13 protein-coding genes are annotated in these 15,299 nt (G+C 71.7%); 9 read left to right on the top strand and 4 right to left on the bottom strand.

Annotated features, from left to right (window positions below; all coding sequences use genetic code 11):
* Nucleotides 1-3: 3 nt before the first annotated feature.
* Entirely contained in the window at nucleotides 4-1,032 is a 1,029-nt protein-coding gene (locus ACZ7MX_RS25370) for a LuxR C-terminal-related transcriptional regulator (protein ID WP_472135530.1), read from the bottom strand.
* Between the two features lie 109 nt (nucleotides 1,033-1,141).
* Between ACZ7MX_RS25370 and ACZ7MX_RS25365 the strand changes: the two genes are divergently transcribed.
* The 5 genes from ACZ7MX_RS25365 (at nucleotide 1,142) to ACZ7MX_RS25345 (ending at nucleotide 5,910) form a co-directional block, all read left to right on the top strand.
* Entirely contained in the window at nucleotides 1,142-1,324 is a 183-nt protein-coding gene (locus ACZ7MX_RS25365) for a hypothetical protein (RefSeq protein ID WP_472135529.1), read from the top strand.
* A 113-nt stretch (nucleotides 1,325-1,437) separates the two neighbouring features.
* Nucleotides 1,438-2,106 (top strand): LmbU family transcriptional regulator, encoded by a 669-nt coding sequence (locus tag ACZ7MX_RS25360; protein WP_472135528.1) that lies wholly within the window; start codon nucleotides 1,438-1,440, stop codon nucleotides 2,104-2,106.
* 57 nt (nucleotides 2,107-2,163) lie between these two features.
* Nucleotides 2,164-3,189, top strand: coding sequence for a TauD/TfdA family dioxygenase (locus tag ACZ7MX_RS25355; RefSeq protein ID WP_472135527.1), 1,026 nt, complete (start codon nucleotides 2,164-2,166; stop codon nucleotides 3,187-3,189).
* Nucleotides 3,190-3,281: 92 nt separating this feature from the next.
* Nucleotides 3,282-5,081 carry a non-ribosomal peptide synthetase gene (locus ACZ7MX_RS25350; protein WP_472135526.1) on the top strand — a complete coding sequence of 600 codons (1,800 nt, stop codon included), beginning with the start codon at nucleotides 3,282-3,284 and terminating at the stop codon, nucleotides 5,079-5,081.
* A 76-nt stretch (nucleotides 5,082-5,157) separates the two neighbouring features.
* Nucleotides 5,158-5,910 carry a thioesterase II family protein gene (locus ACZ7MX_RS25345; protein ID WP_472135525.1) on the top strand — a complete coding sequence of 251 codons (753 nt, stop codon included), beginning with the start codon at nucleotides 5,158-5,160 and terminating at the stop codon, nucleotides 5,908-5,910.
* A gap of 58 nt (nucleotides 5,911-5,968) precedes the next feature.
* Here the strand turns inward: ACZ7MX_RS25345 and ACZ7MX_RS25340 are convergent, their stop codons facing one another.
* Nucleotides 5,969-7,165 (bottom strand): MFS transporter, encoded by a 1,197-nt coding sequence (locus tag ACZ7MX_RS25340; RefSeq protein WP_472135524.1) that lies wholly within the window; start codon nucleotides 7,163-7,165, stop codon nucleotides 5,969-5,971.
* Between the two features lie 246 nt (nucleotides 7,166-7,411).
* Between ACZ7MX_RS25340 and ACZ7MX_RS25335 the strand changes: the two genes are divergently transcribed.
* The 3 genes from ACZ7MX_RS25335 (at nucleotide 7,412) to ACZ7MX_RS25325 (ending at nucleotide 12,144) form a co-directional block, all read left to right on the top strand.
* Nucleotides 7,412-9,358: a B12-binding domain-containing radical SAM protein gene (locus tag ACZ7MX_RS25335; RefSeq protein WP_472135523.1), complete on the top strand. Its 1,947-nt coding sequence runs from the start codon at nucleotides 7,412-7,414 to the stop codon at nucleotides 9,356-9,358.
* Between the two features lie 215 nt (nucleotides 9,359-9,573).
* On the top strand, nucleotides 9,574-10,779 hold the full coding sequence (locus ACZ7MX_RS25330; protein ID WP_472135522.1) for a cytochrome P450: 1,206 nt from the start codon (nucleotides 9,574-9,576) through the stop codon (nucleotides 10,777-10,779).
* A gap of 312 nt (nucleotides 10,780-11,091) precedes the next feature.
* Nucleotides 11,092-12,144 (top strand): type III polyketide synthase, encoded by a 1,053-nt coding sequence (locus tag ACZ7MX_RS25325; RefSeq protein ID WP_472135521.1) that lies wholly within the window; start codon nucleotides 11,092-11,094, stop codon nucleotides 12,142-12,144.
* Here the strand turns inward: ACZ7MX_RS25325 and ACZ7MX_RS25320 are convergent.
* Entirely contained in the window at nucleotides 12,101-12,721 is a 621-nt protein-coding gene (locus ACZ7MX_RS25320) for a PadR family transcriptional regulator (protein ID WP_472135520.1), read from the bottom strand. The two genes, ACZ7MX_RS25325 and ACZ7MX_RS25320, sit on opposite strands and share 44 nt — an antisense overlap.
* Before the next feature lie 165 nt (nucleotides 12,722-12,886).
* Between ACZ7MX_RS25320 and ACZ7MX_RS25315 the strand changes: the two genes are divergently transcribed.
* Nucleotides 12,887-13,312 carry a nuclear transport factor 2 family protein gene (locus tag ACZ7MX_RS25315; protein WP_472135519.1) on the top strand — a complete coding sequence of 142 codons (426 nt, stop codon included), beginning with the start codon at nucleotides 12,887-12,889 and terminating at the stop codon, nucleotides 13,310-13,312.
* 118 nt (nucleotides 13,313-13,430) lie between these two features.
* Here the strand turns inward: ACZ7MX_RS25315 and ACZ7MX_RS25310 are convergent, their stop codons facing one another.
* On the bottom strand, nucleotides 13,431-15,239 hold the full coding sequence (locus tag ACZ7MX_RS25310; protein WP_472135518.1) for a trypsin-like serine peptidase: 1,809 nt from the start codon (nucleotides 15,237-15,239) through the stop codon (nucleotides 13,431-13,433).
* Nucleotides 15,240-15,299: the final 60 nt, after the last annotated feature.

Genomic DNA, 15,299 nt, shown 5'->3' with positions numbered 1-15,299 from the left:
CGGTCAGAAGGTCCGTTCCGGCGGAGGGCCGCCGGGCGGCTCCGGCAGCCACAGCAGGCCGGAGGTGGCCAGCAGATAGCCGAGCTGGGCGCGGCTGTTGCTGCCGAGCTGCTGGGAGACCCGGCTGATGTGCTTGGCGACGCTGCGGCGGCTCATGCCCATCCGCCGGGCGATGGAGTCGTCGGTCTCGCCGGACACCACGGCCTGCAGTATGGCCCGCTGGACGTCGGAGGTGATCAGCGGGGAGCGGGCCGGTACCCCGCCCGGTCCGACCGGCACCGAACGGGACCAGGCGCTGTCGAAGAGCGCGACGAGGAAGCGCAGCAGTGCGGGGTGCCGGATCTGCAGGGCGCTGTCGCTGCGCTCCTCGGTGGTGGGGATGAAGGCCACCTGCCGGTCGCAGATGATCATCCGCTCGAACACCTCGACCAGGGTGTGCACTTCGGCCCCGGCAGCGGTGACCGTCTCGATGTAGGCCAGCGTGGGTGCGTGCGAGCGGACGGTGTGCTGGTAGATGGTCCGCTGCCGGACGCCGCGTTCGAGCATCCGCAGGTCCCGGTCGAGCGCCTCGCTCAGCAGGTGTTCCGGGCGTCCGCCGCCCGGCTGGGTGGTCAGCAGTTCCTCGCGGCAGCCGCTCACGGCGGCCTCCAGGGCGTTGCTGATGACCGTGGCGCCGTTGAGGACGGTGAGTGTGGGCTGTTCGCGTTTCCTGGCGTCGTCGTAGGTCCGGGTGAAGACGGAGAGGGTGGCCTGGACGGAGCGGTAGGTGCGCTGCTGGTCGGCGATCGCCTCTTCTATGGGGCGCAGCGCGGCGATCGCCGCGGCCTCGGGCGGGACCGGGGTGGTGGCGCCGGGTGTTTGTGGGTCGTCGGTGACGAGACCGAGCGCGCGCAGGCACGGCGGGGCGGTCTCGCGGCCCGCCGTTCCGTCACGGAGAATGCGCCGGTAGTAGCTCAGCGCATCGCCGCATACCCGACCTGAGGGTAATTCACCCCCATTGCACCGACATAGACCCAGTTCTTCATCGTTCACAACTATGCAGGTTACATTTGTGCACCCCGTCCGCAGTCCAATGATCTTGGCGGGCCGAAGAGGATGAGCGGCGCCAGCCACATCCTTGGCCGCACAATGGGGGACCACGATGCCTCGCATCCTGCGCGTTTTCACCATCGCCGCCGTTCTGGCCACCGCCGTCGGATATGGAATTGACCATTCCGCTCCGTCCGTCGAGCGCGCGGGCCACCTCACCTCCGGCGCCTCCGGCGCCGTCCTCGGCGACTCGGCCTGGGGCCGCGTTCCCGCCCCGCACACCGGGCCGTTCTGAGCGCCCTGGGCCGAGCATTTTCCGACGGGCGGCCGTCGCACCCGGACCGTAGGCGCGGTCCGGCCGGTGCGCGGAACCCGTCCGGTTCGAAGCAACCGCACCGAGGAGAAGCTTTGAGCACATCGTCCGCAGCCCTGGGCACCGCTCCGCGCGCCGGGTCGGGCAAGGAAATCACCGAACTCCCCGCCGTACGGCCCCGGCAGACCACGCCGGACGACGCCGCGCGGGGCGTCTTCGTCACCCGCGTCGGCCTCCAGATACCGGCCGCGGTCAGCTACGACACCTGGAAGAGCGCGGGCCGGCGGATCTCGGCCGTCGCCAACTCGTCGGCCTGGTGCCTGGGCGACTGGCTGATCTACGGCCAGTGGCGCTACACCGACCGCTACCGCAGGGCGGTCGACGCGGTCGGCCTCGACTACCAGACCCTGCGCAACTACGCCTGGGTGGCGCGGCGGTTCGAGGTGTCCCGCCGGCGGGACAGCCTCAGCTTCCACCACCACGCGGAGGTGGCGTCGCTGCCGCCCCATGAGCAAGACTACTGGCTCAACCGGGCCGAGGAACTGGGCTGGTCGCGCAATCAATTACGGGCGAACGTCCGGGCCGCCCGGGAAACCGAACCGTCCGCCACCCGCAAAACCGCATCCGTCGGAATTCAGCTCACCCCGGAACGCATCGCCCGGTACCGCGCGGCCGCGGAACGCAGCGACAGCAGCCTGGAAACCTGGATGGTGGACCGGCTGGACCTCGCGGCCAGCAATGCGCTCGGCAGTTACAGCGGCTGACCTGAAGGTGCCCCGGAATGCCGTACCCGAAAAGGCGCTGAGTGAAAGGTGCTGAACGTGCGTCCTGCAAACCTGCCGGATTCCCGGTCGCTCGCCTGGGAACTCGCCCCGGGAAAGCCCGCACTGGCCCGGATACCCGGCCTGGCCGACATGGCCGCGGCCCGTGCCTGGCTCGCCGCCGCCCGCCCGGAGCTGACCCGGGCGCTGCACACCCACGGGGCCGTCTACCTGCGCGGCCTGCCGCTGACGGAGGTCGGTGATGTCGCCGCGGTCCGCGACGTGCTCATCCCCGAGTCCACGCCGTACCGCGAAAAGGCCACCCCTCGCAGCGACTTCGGCCAGGGCGTCTACTCGTCCACGGACCTGCCGGCGTCCCAGCGCATCCGCATGCACAACGAGAACAGCTACACCCTGACCTTCCCCGGCCTGCTGCTGTTCGCCTGCCTGACCGCGCCCGAGGAGGGCGGCGCCACCCCGGTCGCCGACTGCCGCAAGGTGCTCGCCGGCATCCCCGCGCCCCTGGTGGCGAAGATGCGGCAGACCGGCTGGCTGCTCCGCCGCAGCTACTCCGACCACATCTCCACCGACTGGCGAAGCGCGTTCGGCTCCGACGACCGGGCGGCGGTGGAACGTTACTGCGCGGACAACCTGATCGCGCACGCCTGGCAGGAGGACGGCAACCTGCGCACCGGCCAGGTGCGGCCCGGCATCCTCACCCACCCGGTGACCGGGGACGAGGTCTGGTTCAACCACCTGGTCTTCTGGAACGAGTGGTCGCTGGACGAGGAACTGCGGGAGATCCTGCTCGACGAGTTCGGACCGGACGGACTGCCCTTCCGTACGGCCTTCGGCGACGGCAGCCCGCTGAGCGAGGAGGACCTGGCGGCCGTCCAGGCGGCGTACGACGCGGCGACGGTCCGTGAGCCCTGGCAGCCGGGCGATCTGCTGCTGGTCGACAACATCCTCACCGCGCACGGCCGCGACCCGTTCCGCGGCGACCGCCGGATCGCGGTGTCGATGGGCGCGCCGGTCGAACTGGCCGACTGCCGGCCCACCGTGCCGCCGGCCGCCGCGTTCGGCTGACCGGCTGCCGCACGGCCCGCCGGACCGCGCCCCCTCACTTCCCTTCACCTCCCTCTTCGCGGGACGCCCCGCGCGGCACAAGGAGTCTGTTCATGGCTGACCTCCGTCCGGAGCCGGTCGACGCCGTCCGGCGCTTCGCCCGGGTGGTGCGCGACCACCCGGAGCGGATCGCGGTACGGGACGGCGAGGGATCCCTGACCTTCGCCGAACTCGACCGCCGCACCGCCCGCTTGGCCCGCGCGCTGACCGCCCGCGGCGTCGGCCGCGGCGCCCGGGTCGGCGTGGCGCTGCCCCGTACGGCCCGGCTCGTCGTGGCGCTGCTGGCGGTGTGGCGGGCGGGCGCCGCGTACGTACCGCTCGACCCGGGCTATCCGCGGGAGCGGCTCGCGTTCATGGCGCGGGACGCCGGCATCGCGGCACTGCTCGCCGAGGGGGACACCCCGCTCGGGACGGCGGCCGGGGCCGTGGTCCTCGATCCCGACGTCCCGGGCGAGGCCCCTGCGCCGGCGGGCGGCCTCGCCGTGGATCCGGCGGACAGCACTCCGCTCGACCCCGCCTACCTGATCTACACCTCCGGTTCGACCGGCCGCCCCAAGGGCGTGGAGGCGTCCCGCGGCGGGGTGGCCGCCCTGTTGGCGGGGCTGGAGGAGGCCGGTGCGTACGCCGACCGACCCCGGGTGGTCGCCTGGAACGCCAGCGTGTCCTTCGACGCGTCGGTGCAGCAGTGGGCGCGGGTCTGCCGGGGCGACACCGTGGTCGTGCTGACCGAGGAGGACCGCAAGGACCCGGCCAGGCTGGCCGCCGTGCTCGACGCGCACGCGGTCACCGATCTCGATCTCACCCCGTCCCACTGGGAGTTGCTGCGCGGGACGCTGACCGCGCCGCGGACCGACGGGCGGACGCTCCGGCTGTTCATGGGCGGCGAACCGGTGCCGGCACGGACCTGGCGGGAGCTCGCGGAGGCCGCCGGCGCGGGCGGCCCGGAATCCCTGAACCTCTACGGCCCGACCGAATGCACGGTCGACGCCACGGCCACCTGGATGACCGGCGGCACCCCGCACCTGGGGGACGCCCTCCCGGGCGGCCGGCTGTACGTGCTCGACGAGGCGCTGCGCCCGGTGCCCGAGGGCGCCGAGGGCGAGCTGTACGTCGCGGGACCGCGGCTGGCCCACGGCTACGCCGGCCGCCCGGCGCTGACCGCGGAGCGGTTCGTCGCCGATCCGTTCGGCGGGCCCGGCGAGCGGATGTACCGCACCGGCGACCGGGTCCGGCGCACCGCCGAGGGCCTCCTCGTCTTCCTGGGCCGGGCCGACCGCCAGCTGAAGTTCCGCGGCTTCCGGATCGAGCCGGGCGAGATCGAGCACGCACTGGTCTCGTGCGAGGGCGTCGGCAGCGCCACCGTCGTGGTCCGCGACGACGGGCCGGCCGGTGAGCGGCTGGTGGCGTACGCGGTGCCGTCCGGCGGGGCGGCGCCCGACCCCGGCCGGCTCCGGGACCATCTCGCCTCGGTGCTGCCGGACTTCATGGTGCCGTCGGACTGCGTACTGCTCGACGCGCTGCCGCTGACGGCCAACGGGAAGCTGGACGTGGCCGCGCTGCCGGAGCCGCCGGACGGCCCGGGGGCGGACCCGGCGGCCGCCGAGCCGGACGGCCCCTACGAGAAGCTGATCGCCGAGGTCTGGTCGGAGGTGCTGGGCCGGCAGCGGGTCGGCGCGGACGACGACTTCTTCGCCCTGGGTGGGCACTCGCTGATGGCGCTGCGGGTCGTGGGGCGGCTGAAGCGGAACCTCGGCGTGGTGATCTCGGTCAAGGAGGTCTACCGCCATCCGCGGCTGCGGGACCTCGCCCAGCAGGTGCAGCGCCACCACGACGCCTCCGCACCGGCCGGCTGAGCGCCGCCGCCCCGCCCGTCCGGGTACGGCCGGACACCGCCGAGCAGCGCTTCCTTCCCGAGAAGAGAGACGACCCATGCAGGACACCATCGTGGTCCGCCCCCAGCCGGTCCCGGACGCCGCACAGCGGCTGATCTGCCTCGGCTTCTGCGGCGGCGGGGCCGGCTCGTACCTCGCCTGGACGGACGCGATGCCGCCCGGCACGGAGCTGGCGGCGGTCTGTTATCCGGGCCGGGAGGGCCGGTTCGCCGAGGACTGCGCCCGGGACTGGGACGAGCTGGCCGAGGACGCGGTCACCGCGGTGCTGTCCGCCGCCGGCCTGCCCTATGTGCTCTTCGGGCACAGCATGGGCGGCTGGATGGCCTTCGACGTCGCGGCACGGATCGAGGAGCGCGGCGGGCCGGCCCCGGCGGCGGTCGTGGTGTCCTCCGCCAACGCGCCCAGCCGGGGGCTCACCCCGCAGGACATGTTCCCGGCGCAGCACCAGTCGGACGGTGAACTCATGGACTGGATGCGGGAGTTCGGCCTGCTTCCGGGGCATGTGCTGGGCGACCCGGACCTGTGCGAGATCGCCGTGGAGCTGATGCGGGCCGACCTCCGGGTGCGCGACTCCTTCTACCACCGGGCGGGCGCGACGGTGCGGGCGCCGCTGCAGGTGCTGACCGGGGCGGTCGACGAGGTGATCGATCCGCAGACGGCGCGGCAGTGGCGGAAGCTGGCGGCCGGCCCGTTCCGCCACGACGAGCTGCCGGGCGGGCACTTCTACACCCCCGAGGTGTGGCAGAACCTGCCGTCCCGGATCGCCGCGCTGGGGACACCGGCGGCCTGACGGCCCGGGCCGGGGGGACGGGGGGACGGTGGGGGCGGTGGGGGCGGTGGCGCGGGCTTCAGCGCTCGGCCGGTGCGCACTCCGCGGCCCGGACCAGCCGGAGTTCACCGGCCGCGGCGACCGCGGTGAGGACCAGGGTGAGCAGCACCCCGGCAAGGATCGCGGTGCTGGGCGTGGCCAGCCCCAGCACCACCCCGGAGAGCGAGGCGCTGGCGGCGTATCCGACGCCGACCACGGAGTACATCATCGAGTAGCCCGCGGCCAGGGCACTTCCCGGCAGTACGGCACGCAGCCCGAGCGCCCGGGTCAGCTGCAACCCGGCCTGCAGCAGCCCGGCCAGGCACAGGGCCGCCGCGATGACGCCGAGCAGCGGGACCACGCCGGCGGCGGCCACACAGGCGGCGACGGCGAGCAGCAGGACCAGGCTCTGGGTGCCGAGGCGGCCGGGCCAGCTGCGCAGCCCGTACAGCAGCGAGCCGGCCGCGGAGGCGAGGGCGTACCCGGCCAGCAGCGGACCGGACCAGCCGACCGCGAGGTGGCGCTGTTCCAGCAGGGCGGGCAGTACGAGTTCGGCCAGCGCGAGCAGCGACATGGCCGCGGCGCCCGACACGTAGACCGGCCAGGCCGCGGCGAGGGTGCGGAGCATCGGGACGCCGGCACGGTCGGCGGGGTCCGCTCGCCAGCCGGGCGGCAGCGCCCACAGTCCGGCGGCGGACAGCGCCATCAGGCCGGCCGCCAGCAGCAGCGGGGCGAAGGGGGCCACCCCGAAGGCCAGGGCGCCGGCCGCGGCGGGCGCGACGGCCCAGACCGCGTACGACAGGGTGGCCTCCGCGCTGAGCGCCTTGGTGACCAGGCCGGGGTCGACGTGCTCGGTCAGCAGGGTGCGCAGGCCGCCCGGGGACGCGGCCGGGGCGGCCCCGGCGACCAGGGCGAAGGCGCCGAGCAGGAGGTCGGGGGCGCCGGGCAGCAGTCCCAGGCCGGCGAACGCCGCGGCGCCCGCGCCGAGTCCGCCCGCGAGGTGCCGCCGGGCTCGGTCGGGCCGCAGTCTCGCCCCGAGCAGCGCGGCGCCGATAACCTCACCCACCACGTAGACGGCCGCGAGTTCGGCACCCAGCACATATCCGCCGGGCCGTTCCCGGACGAGGAAGACGAGCGCCAGCGGGGCCATCGCCACCGGCATGCGCGCCGCGGCGGTGACCGCGGCCCAGCTCAGCACGTGCCGGGTCACCAGCGCGCGATAGGTGTGGGCTGCCATCCCCGGACTGTAGGGCGGGCCGGAAATGGCGGACAAGGCGGACGGGTGCCGCCCGCGCATAAAGAACCGGTCGGCCGGGCCGTACCCCGAAAGTCTTGCTCCCCCTCGGGGGCACGGCATTACGTTTCACCCTCGCGCGCCCCGGCACACCGCCGGCCTCCCCCCACCGCCGGGCCCGGCGCACCGAGTGCCCCGAGAACTCCTTCAGCTTCCTCCTCCGAGTTGACCACCGATCAGGAGTTACGCATGCTCATATGCCAGACGGTCGTTCACGATGACTTCCGCACCGCCGCGGACATGGCTGCGGATTCCGCCCGGGAATTGACGTTGCTGCGCGAGTCGCGGATCGCCGAACTGGTCGCGCGGGCGGACTGCGCCGGGCCCGCCGAGGTGCCCTGGCACGCCCGGAGTTTTCCGGTGCTCTCGGCGCTCGCCCCGGTCATGACGTCACCGGAAGGCGAAATCACGTATCCGGGCGATCCGATGTGCCTTTATGCGGCGTTGAGCGTTCCGGTCGACAGTGCTCTGCGTTCCGCCCGGCTCGGCGCCGGAGCGGATGTCCCGTTCAGCGATCTCTGCCCCAGCTGGGGAAGACCGCCGTCGAAAGTGCACCGGCTGAGCGCGGAACACGGACTGCCGTCGCAGCGGGCGAGTACCGGGACGTCCGACGCCACGGTCTTCGACCCGCGGGTATGGGATGCGGAGGCCCGGGCGGAATTGCGGGCCGAACTCCGCCGGCACCGGCCGCGGGTGTTCCTCGTCAGTACGGTCTCCCCCGGTCACCGGTACGCGCTGGAAATGGCGCGCATCGTCAAGCAGGAACTGCCGGACTGCCTGGTGGTGTTCGGCGGCCGCCACATGGACGAGACGATGCGGTACGTCCCGGCGAAGCGGTCCGTCATTCTGGAATACAGCTCGACCCTCCGGGCCATCGACGACCGCCGGGCGGAGGCGGTGGTGGACTTCTGCGTCAGCGGTGAGGGGCAGTTCGCCCTCGACCTGCTGATGAAGGCGATCGCCCTGGCCATGGACCTGGACCGGACCCGGGCCACGGTCGGTGACGTGGTCCGGATCCTGCGGCTCTTCGGCGCCGCCGGCATACGGGTGCCGGGCAGTTCCCTGGTGTGCGCGCTGGAGCTGGACACCGTGCATGCCTTTCCGATAGCCGGGGAAAAGCTCGATCTGGCCGCGCTCCCCTCCCCCTATCAGGGCTTCGCCATCCGGTCGCGTTTCCCGGTCTTTCCCCTGCCGGACGGCTCGCCGGCCCGTACGGCCCATATGACGGTGTCCAACGCCTGCCCGTACCACTGCGATTTCTGTTCCGAATCGGCGCTGGTGGTCGGCGGTCTGAAGCGGTTCCGGGGTTCGCCGGCCGAGACCGCGCTGGAGCGGCTCTGCGAATACGTCAGCTACGGCGCCGAGGCGGTCTTCTTCGACGACTCCATTTTCTGGACCGGTTCCTTCCCCCTGATGCGGGAATTCTGCGCCCTGCTGCACGCGGCCCGTACCGCCGCGGGACCGGAGAAACTGCCGGAGGGCTGCCGGCGGTGGATCACCGACGAGGGCGACTGGCAGCGGCTGCGGCAGCTGCAGTTCGGCTGCCAGGTCACCGCCGACCTGCTCACCACCCTGCACAAGGAGGACGAGGTGCGCGACCTGCTGGTGGCGCTGCGCGACGCCGGCTGCACCTACCTCTACATGGGCATCGAAAGCATGTCGACGGACGTCATGCAACACGTGCACAAGAACATCCGGCGGATCACCGACTTCCCGTGGAAGGCGAAGGTCCGTACGGCCCTGGAGCGCATCCGGGACGCCGGCATCCCGGTCGGCAGCTCGGTGCTGTTCGGCCTGGAGGGCGAGACCCGCAAGACCATCGAGGAGACCGTCTACGAGGTCGGCCGGCTGGTCGACGACGGGCTGATCATGCTGGCCAGCCCGAACATCCTCACCTACCACCCGGCCACCAGGATCACCCGGGCACACGGCATGCACGACCGGCTCGACTACCACTCCCCCGACATCGAGAACCGGCCGCCGTACATCTTCTTCGAGGAGGCGTTCCCCGGCGTCGTCTCCCGGCGCCTGACCGAGGACGACATCTGGTTCATCCACGAGCAGACCGCCACCCGCTGGGGCGCCATCCGAAATTCCGCAGAACCCGAGGTCAGGAAGGTCGAGGCGGCCGGCTGAGGGGGTATCGCACCGTTACCGGCCGCCGCTCCCCGTCACCCGTTCGGACGAACGCGGAAACGGACCGGCGCGAGACCCCGCTCGGCCTTGGGGGACGGCGGCCAGGGGCCCGCTCCCGCCGTCCCCGGACCCCTCGGCAGCCGGGCCGACCCGTCGCGCCGCTTCTACGCTGATCGGGATGTCAAGGCCTGTCTCCGCCCTTCCGGGAGGTCAGCATGGAGTCCGACTCCACCGTCTGGAACTGTCCCTTCGACTACGCCGAGGCCCTGGAGTTCGATCCGACGCTCAAGCGCCTGCTGACCGAGGAACCGGTCGCCCGCATCCAGCTGCCGCACGGCGAGGGCTGGGCCTGGCTCGTCACGCGCTACGACGACGTACGGACCGTGACGACCGACCGGCGCTTCAGCCGCCACGCGATCGTCGGCCGCGACTTCCCGCGGATGACGCCCGAGCCGATCGTCCAGGACGAGGCGATCAACGTGATGGACCCGCCCGCCAGCAGCCGGCTGCGGAGCCTGGTGTCCAAGGCGTTCGCACCGCGGCACGTCGAGCGGATGCGGGAACGCACCCACCACGTCGTCGACGACCTGCTGACGCGGATGGCCGGGCACGGTCCACCGGCCGACCTGATGGAGCACCTCGCGGGGCCGCTGCCCCTGATCACGATCTGCGAGGTCCTCGACATCCCCGAGGGCGACCAGGCGCAACTGCGCGCCCACGCCCGGACGATGATGAACCTCCGCGTCGACAACAAGGACAACGCCGTCCGGTCCAAGGCCGAGATGCGGGAGTACTTCCGCAAGCTCACCGCCGAGCGGCGCCGCAATCCGGGGGACGACCTGATCAGCGTCCTGGCGACGGCCCGCGACGGGGACGAGATGCTCGGCGAGCAGGAACTCACCGTGATGGCCATGGTCCTGCTCATCACCGGCCAGGACACCACCACCTACGAGATCGCCAACCTCTCCTGCCTGATGCTCTCGCGGCCGGAGGTGCTGGCGAGGGTGCGCTCCCGCCCCGATCTGCTGCCGCAGGCGATCCAGGAGATGCTGCGGTTCATCCCGTTCCGCAAGGGCGTGGGCATCCCCCGCGTCGCCCTGGAGGACGTGGAGCTGAGCGGGGTGACCATCCGGGCCGGCGACATCGTGCATGTCTCGTACCTGACGGCCAACCGGGACGGCAGCAGGTTCGACCGGCCCGACGAGCTGGACCTCGACCGTGAGGGCCCGAACCACATGACGTTCGGCTGGGGCGGGCACCACTGCCTGGGCGCCCCGCTCGCCATCACGGAGCTGGAGGTCGCGCTCGGTTCACTGCTGGAGCGCTTCCCCGAGCTGGCGCTGGCGAAGCCGCCCGAGGAAATCCGCTGGAACCAGAGTTCCATCTGGCGTTATCCGCTGGAATTGCCGGTGGTGTGGTGAGTCCGGCAGAGGTGCCGACGGGCGCCGGGAACCGGCCGCAACATGCGGCGATCAACCACCCGGCGTACCGTATCTAACTCGAACGGCTCGGCCGCAGAAAGGCCGTTCCGTCCCACTTCGAAATCACGGGGAGATCGGGAGAGTTCCTATCGGGAGAGTTCATTCTTCGACGACTGGTTCGCTCGCCTTTTCCCAAGAGCCCGGACATACCGGCGGCCGGCTGAATTCCTGAAACCGGCGGCCGGTGCGGCTCCACTGCAGAGCAGGAACTGCACCGGGCGGACCACAGTTCTGCTGCAAGGAGTGCATCCCATGGCGGTACTGTGCAAACCGGCAATCGCCGTCCCCGAATACGTCATCACGCGGGACGAAACCCTAGAACTGGCCAAGCGGCTGCACAAGGACCACGCGCAGCTGCGACTGGTACTCCGGCTGATCGAGCACACCGGTGTGCTCACCCGGCGACTGATCCAGCCGATCGACAAGGTGCTCAAACACCCCGGGCTGGACGCCCGCAGCGCCGTCTACGAGCAGGAATCCAAGGCCCGGGTGCCCTCGGTGGTGCGCCAGGCCCTGGACGAGGCGGAACTGGAGCCGCAGCAGATCGACTTGATCATCTACGTCTCCTGCACCGGCTTCATGATGCCGTCCCTGACCGCCTGGCTCATCAACACCATGGGCTTCAAGACGGACACCCGGCAGATGCCGATCGCGCAACTCGGCTGCGCCGCGGGCGGTGCCGCGATCAACCGCGCACACGACTTCTGCACGGCCTATCCCGACGCCAATGTCCTGGTGGTCGCCTGTGAATTCTGCTCGCTGTGCTACCAGCCCACGGACCTCGGCGTCGGATCGCTGCTGTCGAACGGATTGTTCGGCGACGCGATAGCCGCCGCCGTGGTCCGGGGGCGCGGCGGCACCGGCGTTTCCCTGGAGCGCAACGGCTCGTACCTCATTCCGCACACCGAGGACTGGATTTCCTACGCGGTGCGCTCGACGGGATTCCATTTCCAGCTGGACAAGCGGGTACCGGGCACCATGGAACCGCTCGCCCCGGCCCTGCGCGAACTCGCGCAGCAGCACGAATGGGACGCCGGAAAGCTGGACTTCTACCTCGTCCATGCGGGCGGTCCGCGCATTCTGGACGACCTCAGCCGCTTCCTCGACGTCCCGCCGGAAGCCTTCCGCTTCAGCCGTGCCACGCTCACCGAGTACGGCAACATCGCCAGCGCGGTCCTCCTCGACGCCCTGGCCCGGATGTTCGACGAGGGCTGTGCGGGCGACGGTCACCGCGGCCTGCTCGCGGGCTTCGGCCCGGGCATCACGGCCGAGATCGCACTGGGGAGCTGGACGACGGACTCGTAGTGTCCGTGGCCGCACCCTGGGACGTGGGCCGGCGCGCACGGAGGATCTCCGCGCTGCGCCGGCACCAGTCCCGGTTCTCCCGCTCGAACGCGAGGCCACGCAGACAGGTCAGGTAGGGGCCGATCCGTTCGCCGTGGCGCAGGAACTCCGCCTCGTCGCGGTCCCCGCGCAGCTGCCGCAACAGCCCGCCGAACAGCTCGATCTTGGCCTCGGCGAGCCTCTCGCGCTCCGCAAGCCGGGCCATCAGGTCGTCGGCGTCGAGATGGTCGGCGGCCTGGACCTTGACCAGCAGGTCGTCGCGGATGAAGGAGGGCTTGGCGGTCTCGGCCGCGAACCGCTCCAGCGCGGCGAGCCCGTCCGCGGTGACCCGGAACAGCCGCTTGTTCGGCCGGGCGTCCTGGACCACCTCCCGCCCGGCGACCAGCCCTTCCTTCTCCAGCCGGGTCAGCTCGGCGTACAGCTGCTGGGGCAGTGCGTGCCAGAAGTTCGCCACGCCCAGATCGAAGGCCTTGGCCAGCTGGTAGCCGCTGAGCTCCTCGTCCAGCAGCGCCGCGAGGACGGCATGCCGGAGCGCCATGCGCCGCCCTCCTTTCCCTCGTCCTTGCCGGTCACCCTCTTCCGGACCGCTCCCGCGCATGATACTCAAGAAAGTGAGTAGTCAGATTCTTGAGTATCTCTTGAGCAGCAGAACTGTTGAGGACCACCGGGGCGTCCGCCCGTGGTCCGCGAACGAGGAGACCCGATGACCACCGCAGACCGCTTCCGTGCCGCCGTCGAGAGCCGCGATCTCCCCGCTCTGGAGGACCTGTTCACCGAGGACATCCGTTTCTACAGCCCGGTGAAGTTCTCCCCCTTCGAGGGCAAGCCGCTGGTCATGGGGCTCTTCGGGGTGCTGCTGCGCACGTTCGAGGACTTCCGCTACGTCGGCGGCTTCCGCGGCGAGGCCGAGACCACCGCCGACGGCACCCGGGCCGCCGCGGACGTGCTGCTCTTCCGCGCCACCGTGGGCGGACGGCAGATCCACGGCATCGATCTGCTGCACCTCGACGACGCCACCGGCCGGATCAAGGAGTTCACCGTGATGATCCGGCCCCGCTCCGCCGTGGAGGCCCTGGGCGAGGCGGTGCACGCCGGCCTGGTCGCGGACGGCCTGGTGCCGGCCACGTAACAGCCTTACCGAATACGGGAGTTACGGTCGCGCACGCGCCGGATGAGCCCGCCCACGCCGAAGCCCCCGGCTCCCTCAAGGGGAACCGGGGGCTTCGCGCCACCCCTCGCGTGCGGCGTCAGCCGGTCCGCGGGGGCACCAGCACCCGCTCCCGCCCCAGGGCGGTGAGGGTGGTGTCCCCGTTCATGGCGAGCTTGCCGCCCGGCCAGAGGGCGATCAGATCGTCCTGACGGGTGCCGCCGCCGTACGCCCCGGCGGTGACGAGACGGCCGTTGCGCCAGGCGGACTTCGCGGGCCGGAGTTGGTGGTCGCCCTTCAGGCCGTTGGCCGCGACGTTCTCGTAGGCGGTGACCTCGCCGTCCGACCACCGGACGGCCAGGTCCTGGTCGCCGGCCGCGGTCCGGAAGTCCCCGGCGGCGAGATCGACGGCGTGCGTCCAGGTCGGGTTCCGCTTGGCGAGCTGCTTCTCGGCGTGCAGTCCCTTGCCGTCGACGTTGCTGTAGAGCGTCACCTCACCGTCGGACCAGCGCACCACCAGGTCGTCGCGGCGCGTGTTGCCGCCGCCGAACCGGCCGGCGGCGAGGCCGTACGCGTGCGTCCAGGTCCCGTTGGGCGCCTTCAGCTGGATCTCGTTGCGGAGCTTGTTGGTTTCGTTGACGTCCTGGTAGAGGGTCAGTTTGCCGTTGGCCCAGCGGACCAGCAGATCGTCGGTGGAGTTGCCGGTGAAGTCCCCTGCGGTGATGGCCCTGGCCTGCTTCCACAGCTCGTTCTTCTTGACGAGCGTGATGTCCTTGCCGAAGCCGTACTGCCGGTTGCCGGGGTAGAGGGAGAGCTCACCGTCGGACCAGCGCACGATCAGGTCGCCGGTGCCGTTGCGCACCGAGGTGGTGTGGAACCGGCCGCCGGTCAGGGACGTGGCGTGCTGCCAGGTGGAGCCGTCGCCCAGCGACCCGGCGCTGTCCGGCACCGCGTCGTCGACCGCCTGGCGGTAGAGGCGGAAGACATCGCCGTCGAACTGCGACGAGTAGGAGACGTCGGGGGTGGGCCCACCGGTCTTGTAGCCGCCGATGGCGCCCACCAGGTCGCCCCGGCTCCCGTCGAAGTGCTCCAGGAACGGCCCGCCGCTGACGCCCGAGCGGTACCCGTCGCAGGCGATCTGCAGGAAGCGGCCCTGGAACGCCGTGGTGTCGTTCATGCACTGCAACGGGGTCTTCTGGCCGCCGGGATAGCCGACGAGGGTCACGTCCTTGCGCGCCAGCTGCGTCGACGGGACGGAGGTGAGCCGGTTTCCGCCCCCGACCGCGTCCTCCAGCAACTGCCCCTGGGTGTTGGGCCCGACCCGCACCATCGCGAAGTCCACGTCGTCGCTGGGCGACGAGGTCAGATACCGCCCGTCGATCCAGACCTTGCCGACCTGCACCGGGAACAGCCCGTACGGCGTCTCCCCCGCCTCACCCGCCGGCGAGGCCCCGGCGCGATAGCCCGGCACGAAGGCCGCGTCGCGGTAGCCCTTGGCGCCCGCGAGGCAGTGCGCGGCGGTCAGCACCAGGCTCTTGGTCGGCGAGGCCACGGCGCTGGCGCTGCAGAACTGGTTGGGCGTCGCCGACCCGTCGGCACTGCGGATCAGGAACACCCCGACGGTGGCCACGCCCGCGTCGGCCCGATGGGTCGGCACCATCGAACGCCGGCCGGCGCCCGGGGCACCCGCCGCGTCCTGGCCCTTCCCGCCGTCCTGCACCGCGTCCATCGGCACGGCGGCGCGGATCCGCTCCGGCGTCCAGTAGTGCTCGGTCGCGCGCGCATCCTGGAGCGCTTCCGCCGTCACGGGCGGCGGGGTCGGCGCGGCGTTGTGGGCAGCCGCAGGGGGAACGGGCTGGCTCTCCGTGTCACGAGCGGCGAGCGCCGGCACGGCGATCGCAAGAGACACACAAGCTCCGAGCGCGGCGGCCCGCGCCCACGGTATTCGTTTCATGGACCTGTCTAGGGA

The sequence above is a fragment of the Streptomyces sp. NPDC107765 genome, assembly GCF_055657085.1.
The sequence above is the reverse complement of the archived record's forward strand: the minus strand, read 5'-3'. Positions and strand labels throughout refer to the sequence as shown.

Bases quoted from the DNA above. Each gene is read 5' to 3' on its own strand.
- ACZ7MX_RS25365 (WP_472135529.1), top strand. From the start codon at position 1,142: ATGCCTCGCATCCTGCGCGTTTTCACCATCGCCGCCGTTCTGGCCACC.
- ACZ7MX_RS25350 (WP_472135526.1), top strand. From the start codon at position 3,282: ATGGCTGACCTCCGTCCGGAGCCGGTCGACGCCGTCCGGCGCTTCGCC.
- ACZ7MX_RS25345 (WP_472135525.1), top strand. From the start codon at position 5,158: ATGCAGGACACCATCGTGGTCCGCCCCCAGCCGGTCCCGGACGCCGCA.
- ACZ7MX_RS25340 (WP_472135524.1), bottom strand. From the start codon at position 7,165: ATGGCAGCCCACACCTATCGCGCGCTGGTGACCCGGCACGTGCTGAGC.
- ACZ7MX_RS25335 (WP_472135523.1), top strand. From the start codon at position 7,412: ATGCTCATATGCCAGACGGTCGTTCACGATGACTTCCGCACCGCCGCG.
- ACZ7MX_RS25330 (WP_472135522.1), top strand. From the start codon at position 9,574: ATGGAGTCCGACTCCACCGTCTGGAACTGTCCCTTCGACTACGCCGAG.
- ACZ7MX_RS25325 (WP_472135521.1), top strand. From the start codon at position 11,092: ATGGCGGTACTGTGCAAACCGGCAATCGCCGTCCCCGAATACGTCATC.
- ACZ7MX_RS25320 (WP_472135520.1), bottom strand. From the start codon at position 12,721: ATGGCGCTCCGGCATGCCGTCCTCGCGGCGCTGCTGGACGAGGAGCTC.
- ACZ7MX_RS25315 (WP_472135519.1), top strand. From the start codon at position 12,887: ATGACCACCGCAGACCGCTTCCGTGCCGCCGTCGAGAGCCGCGATCTC.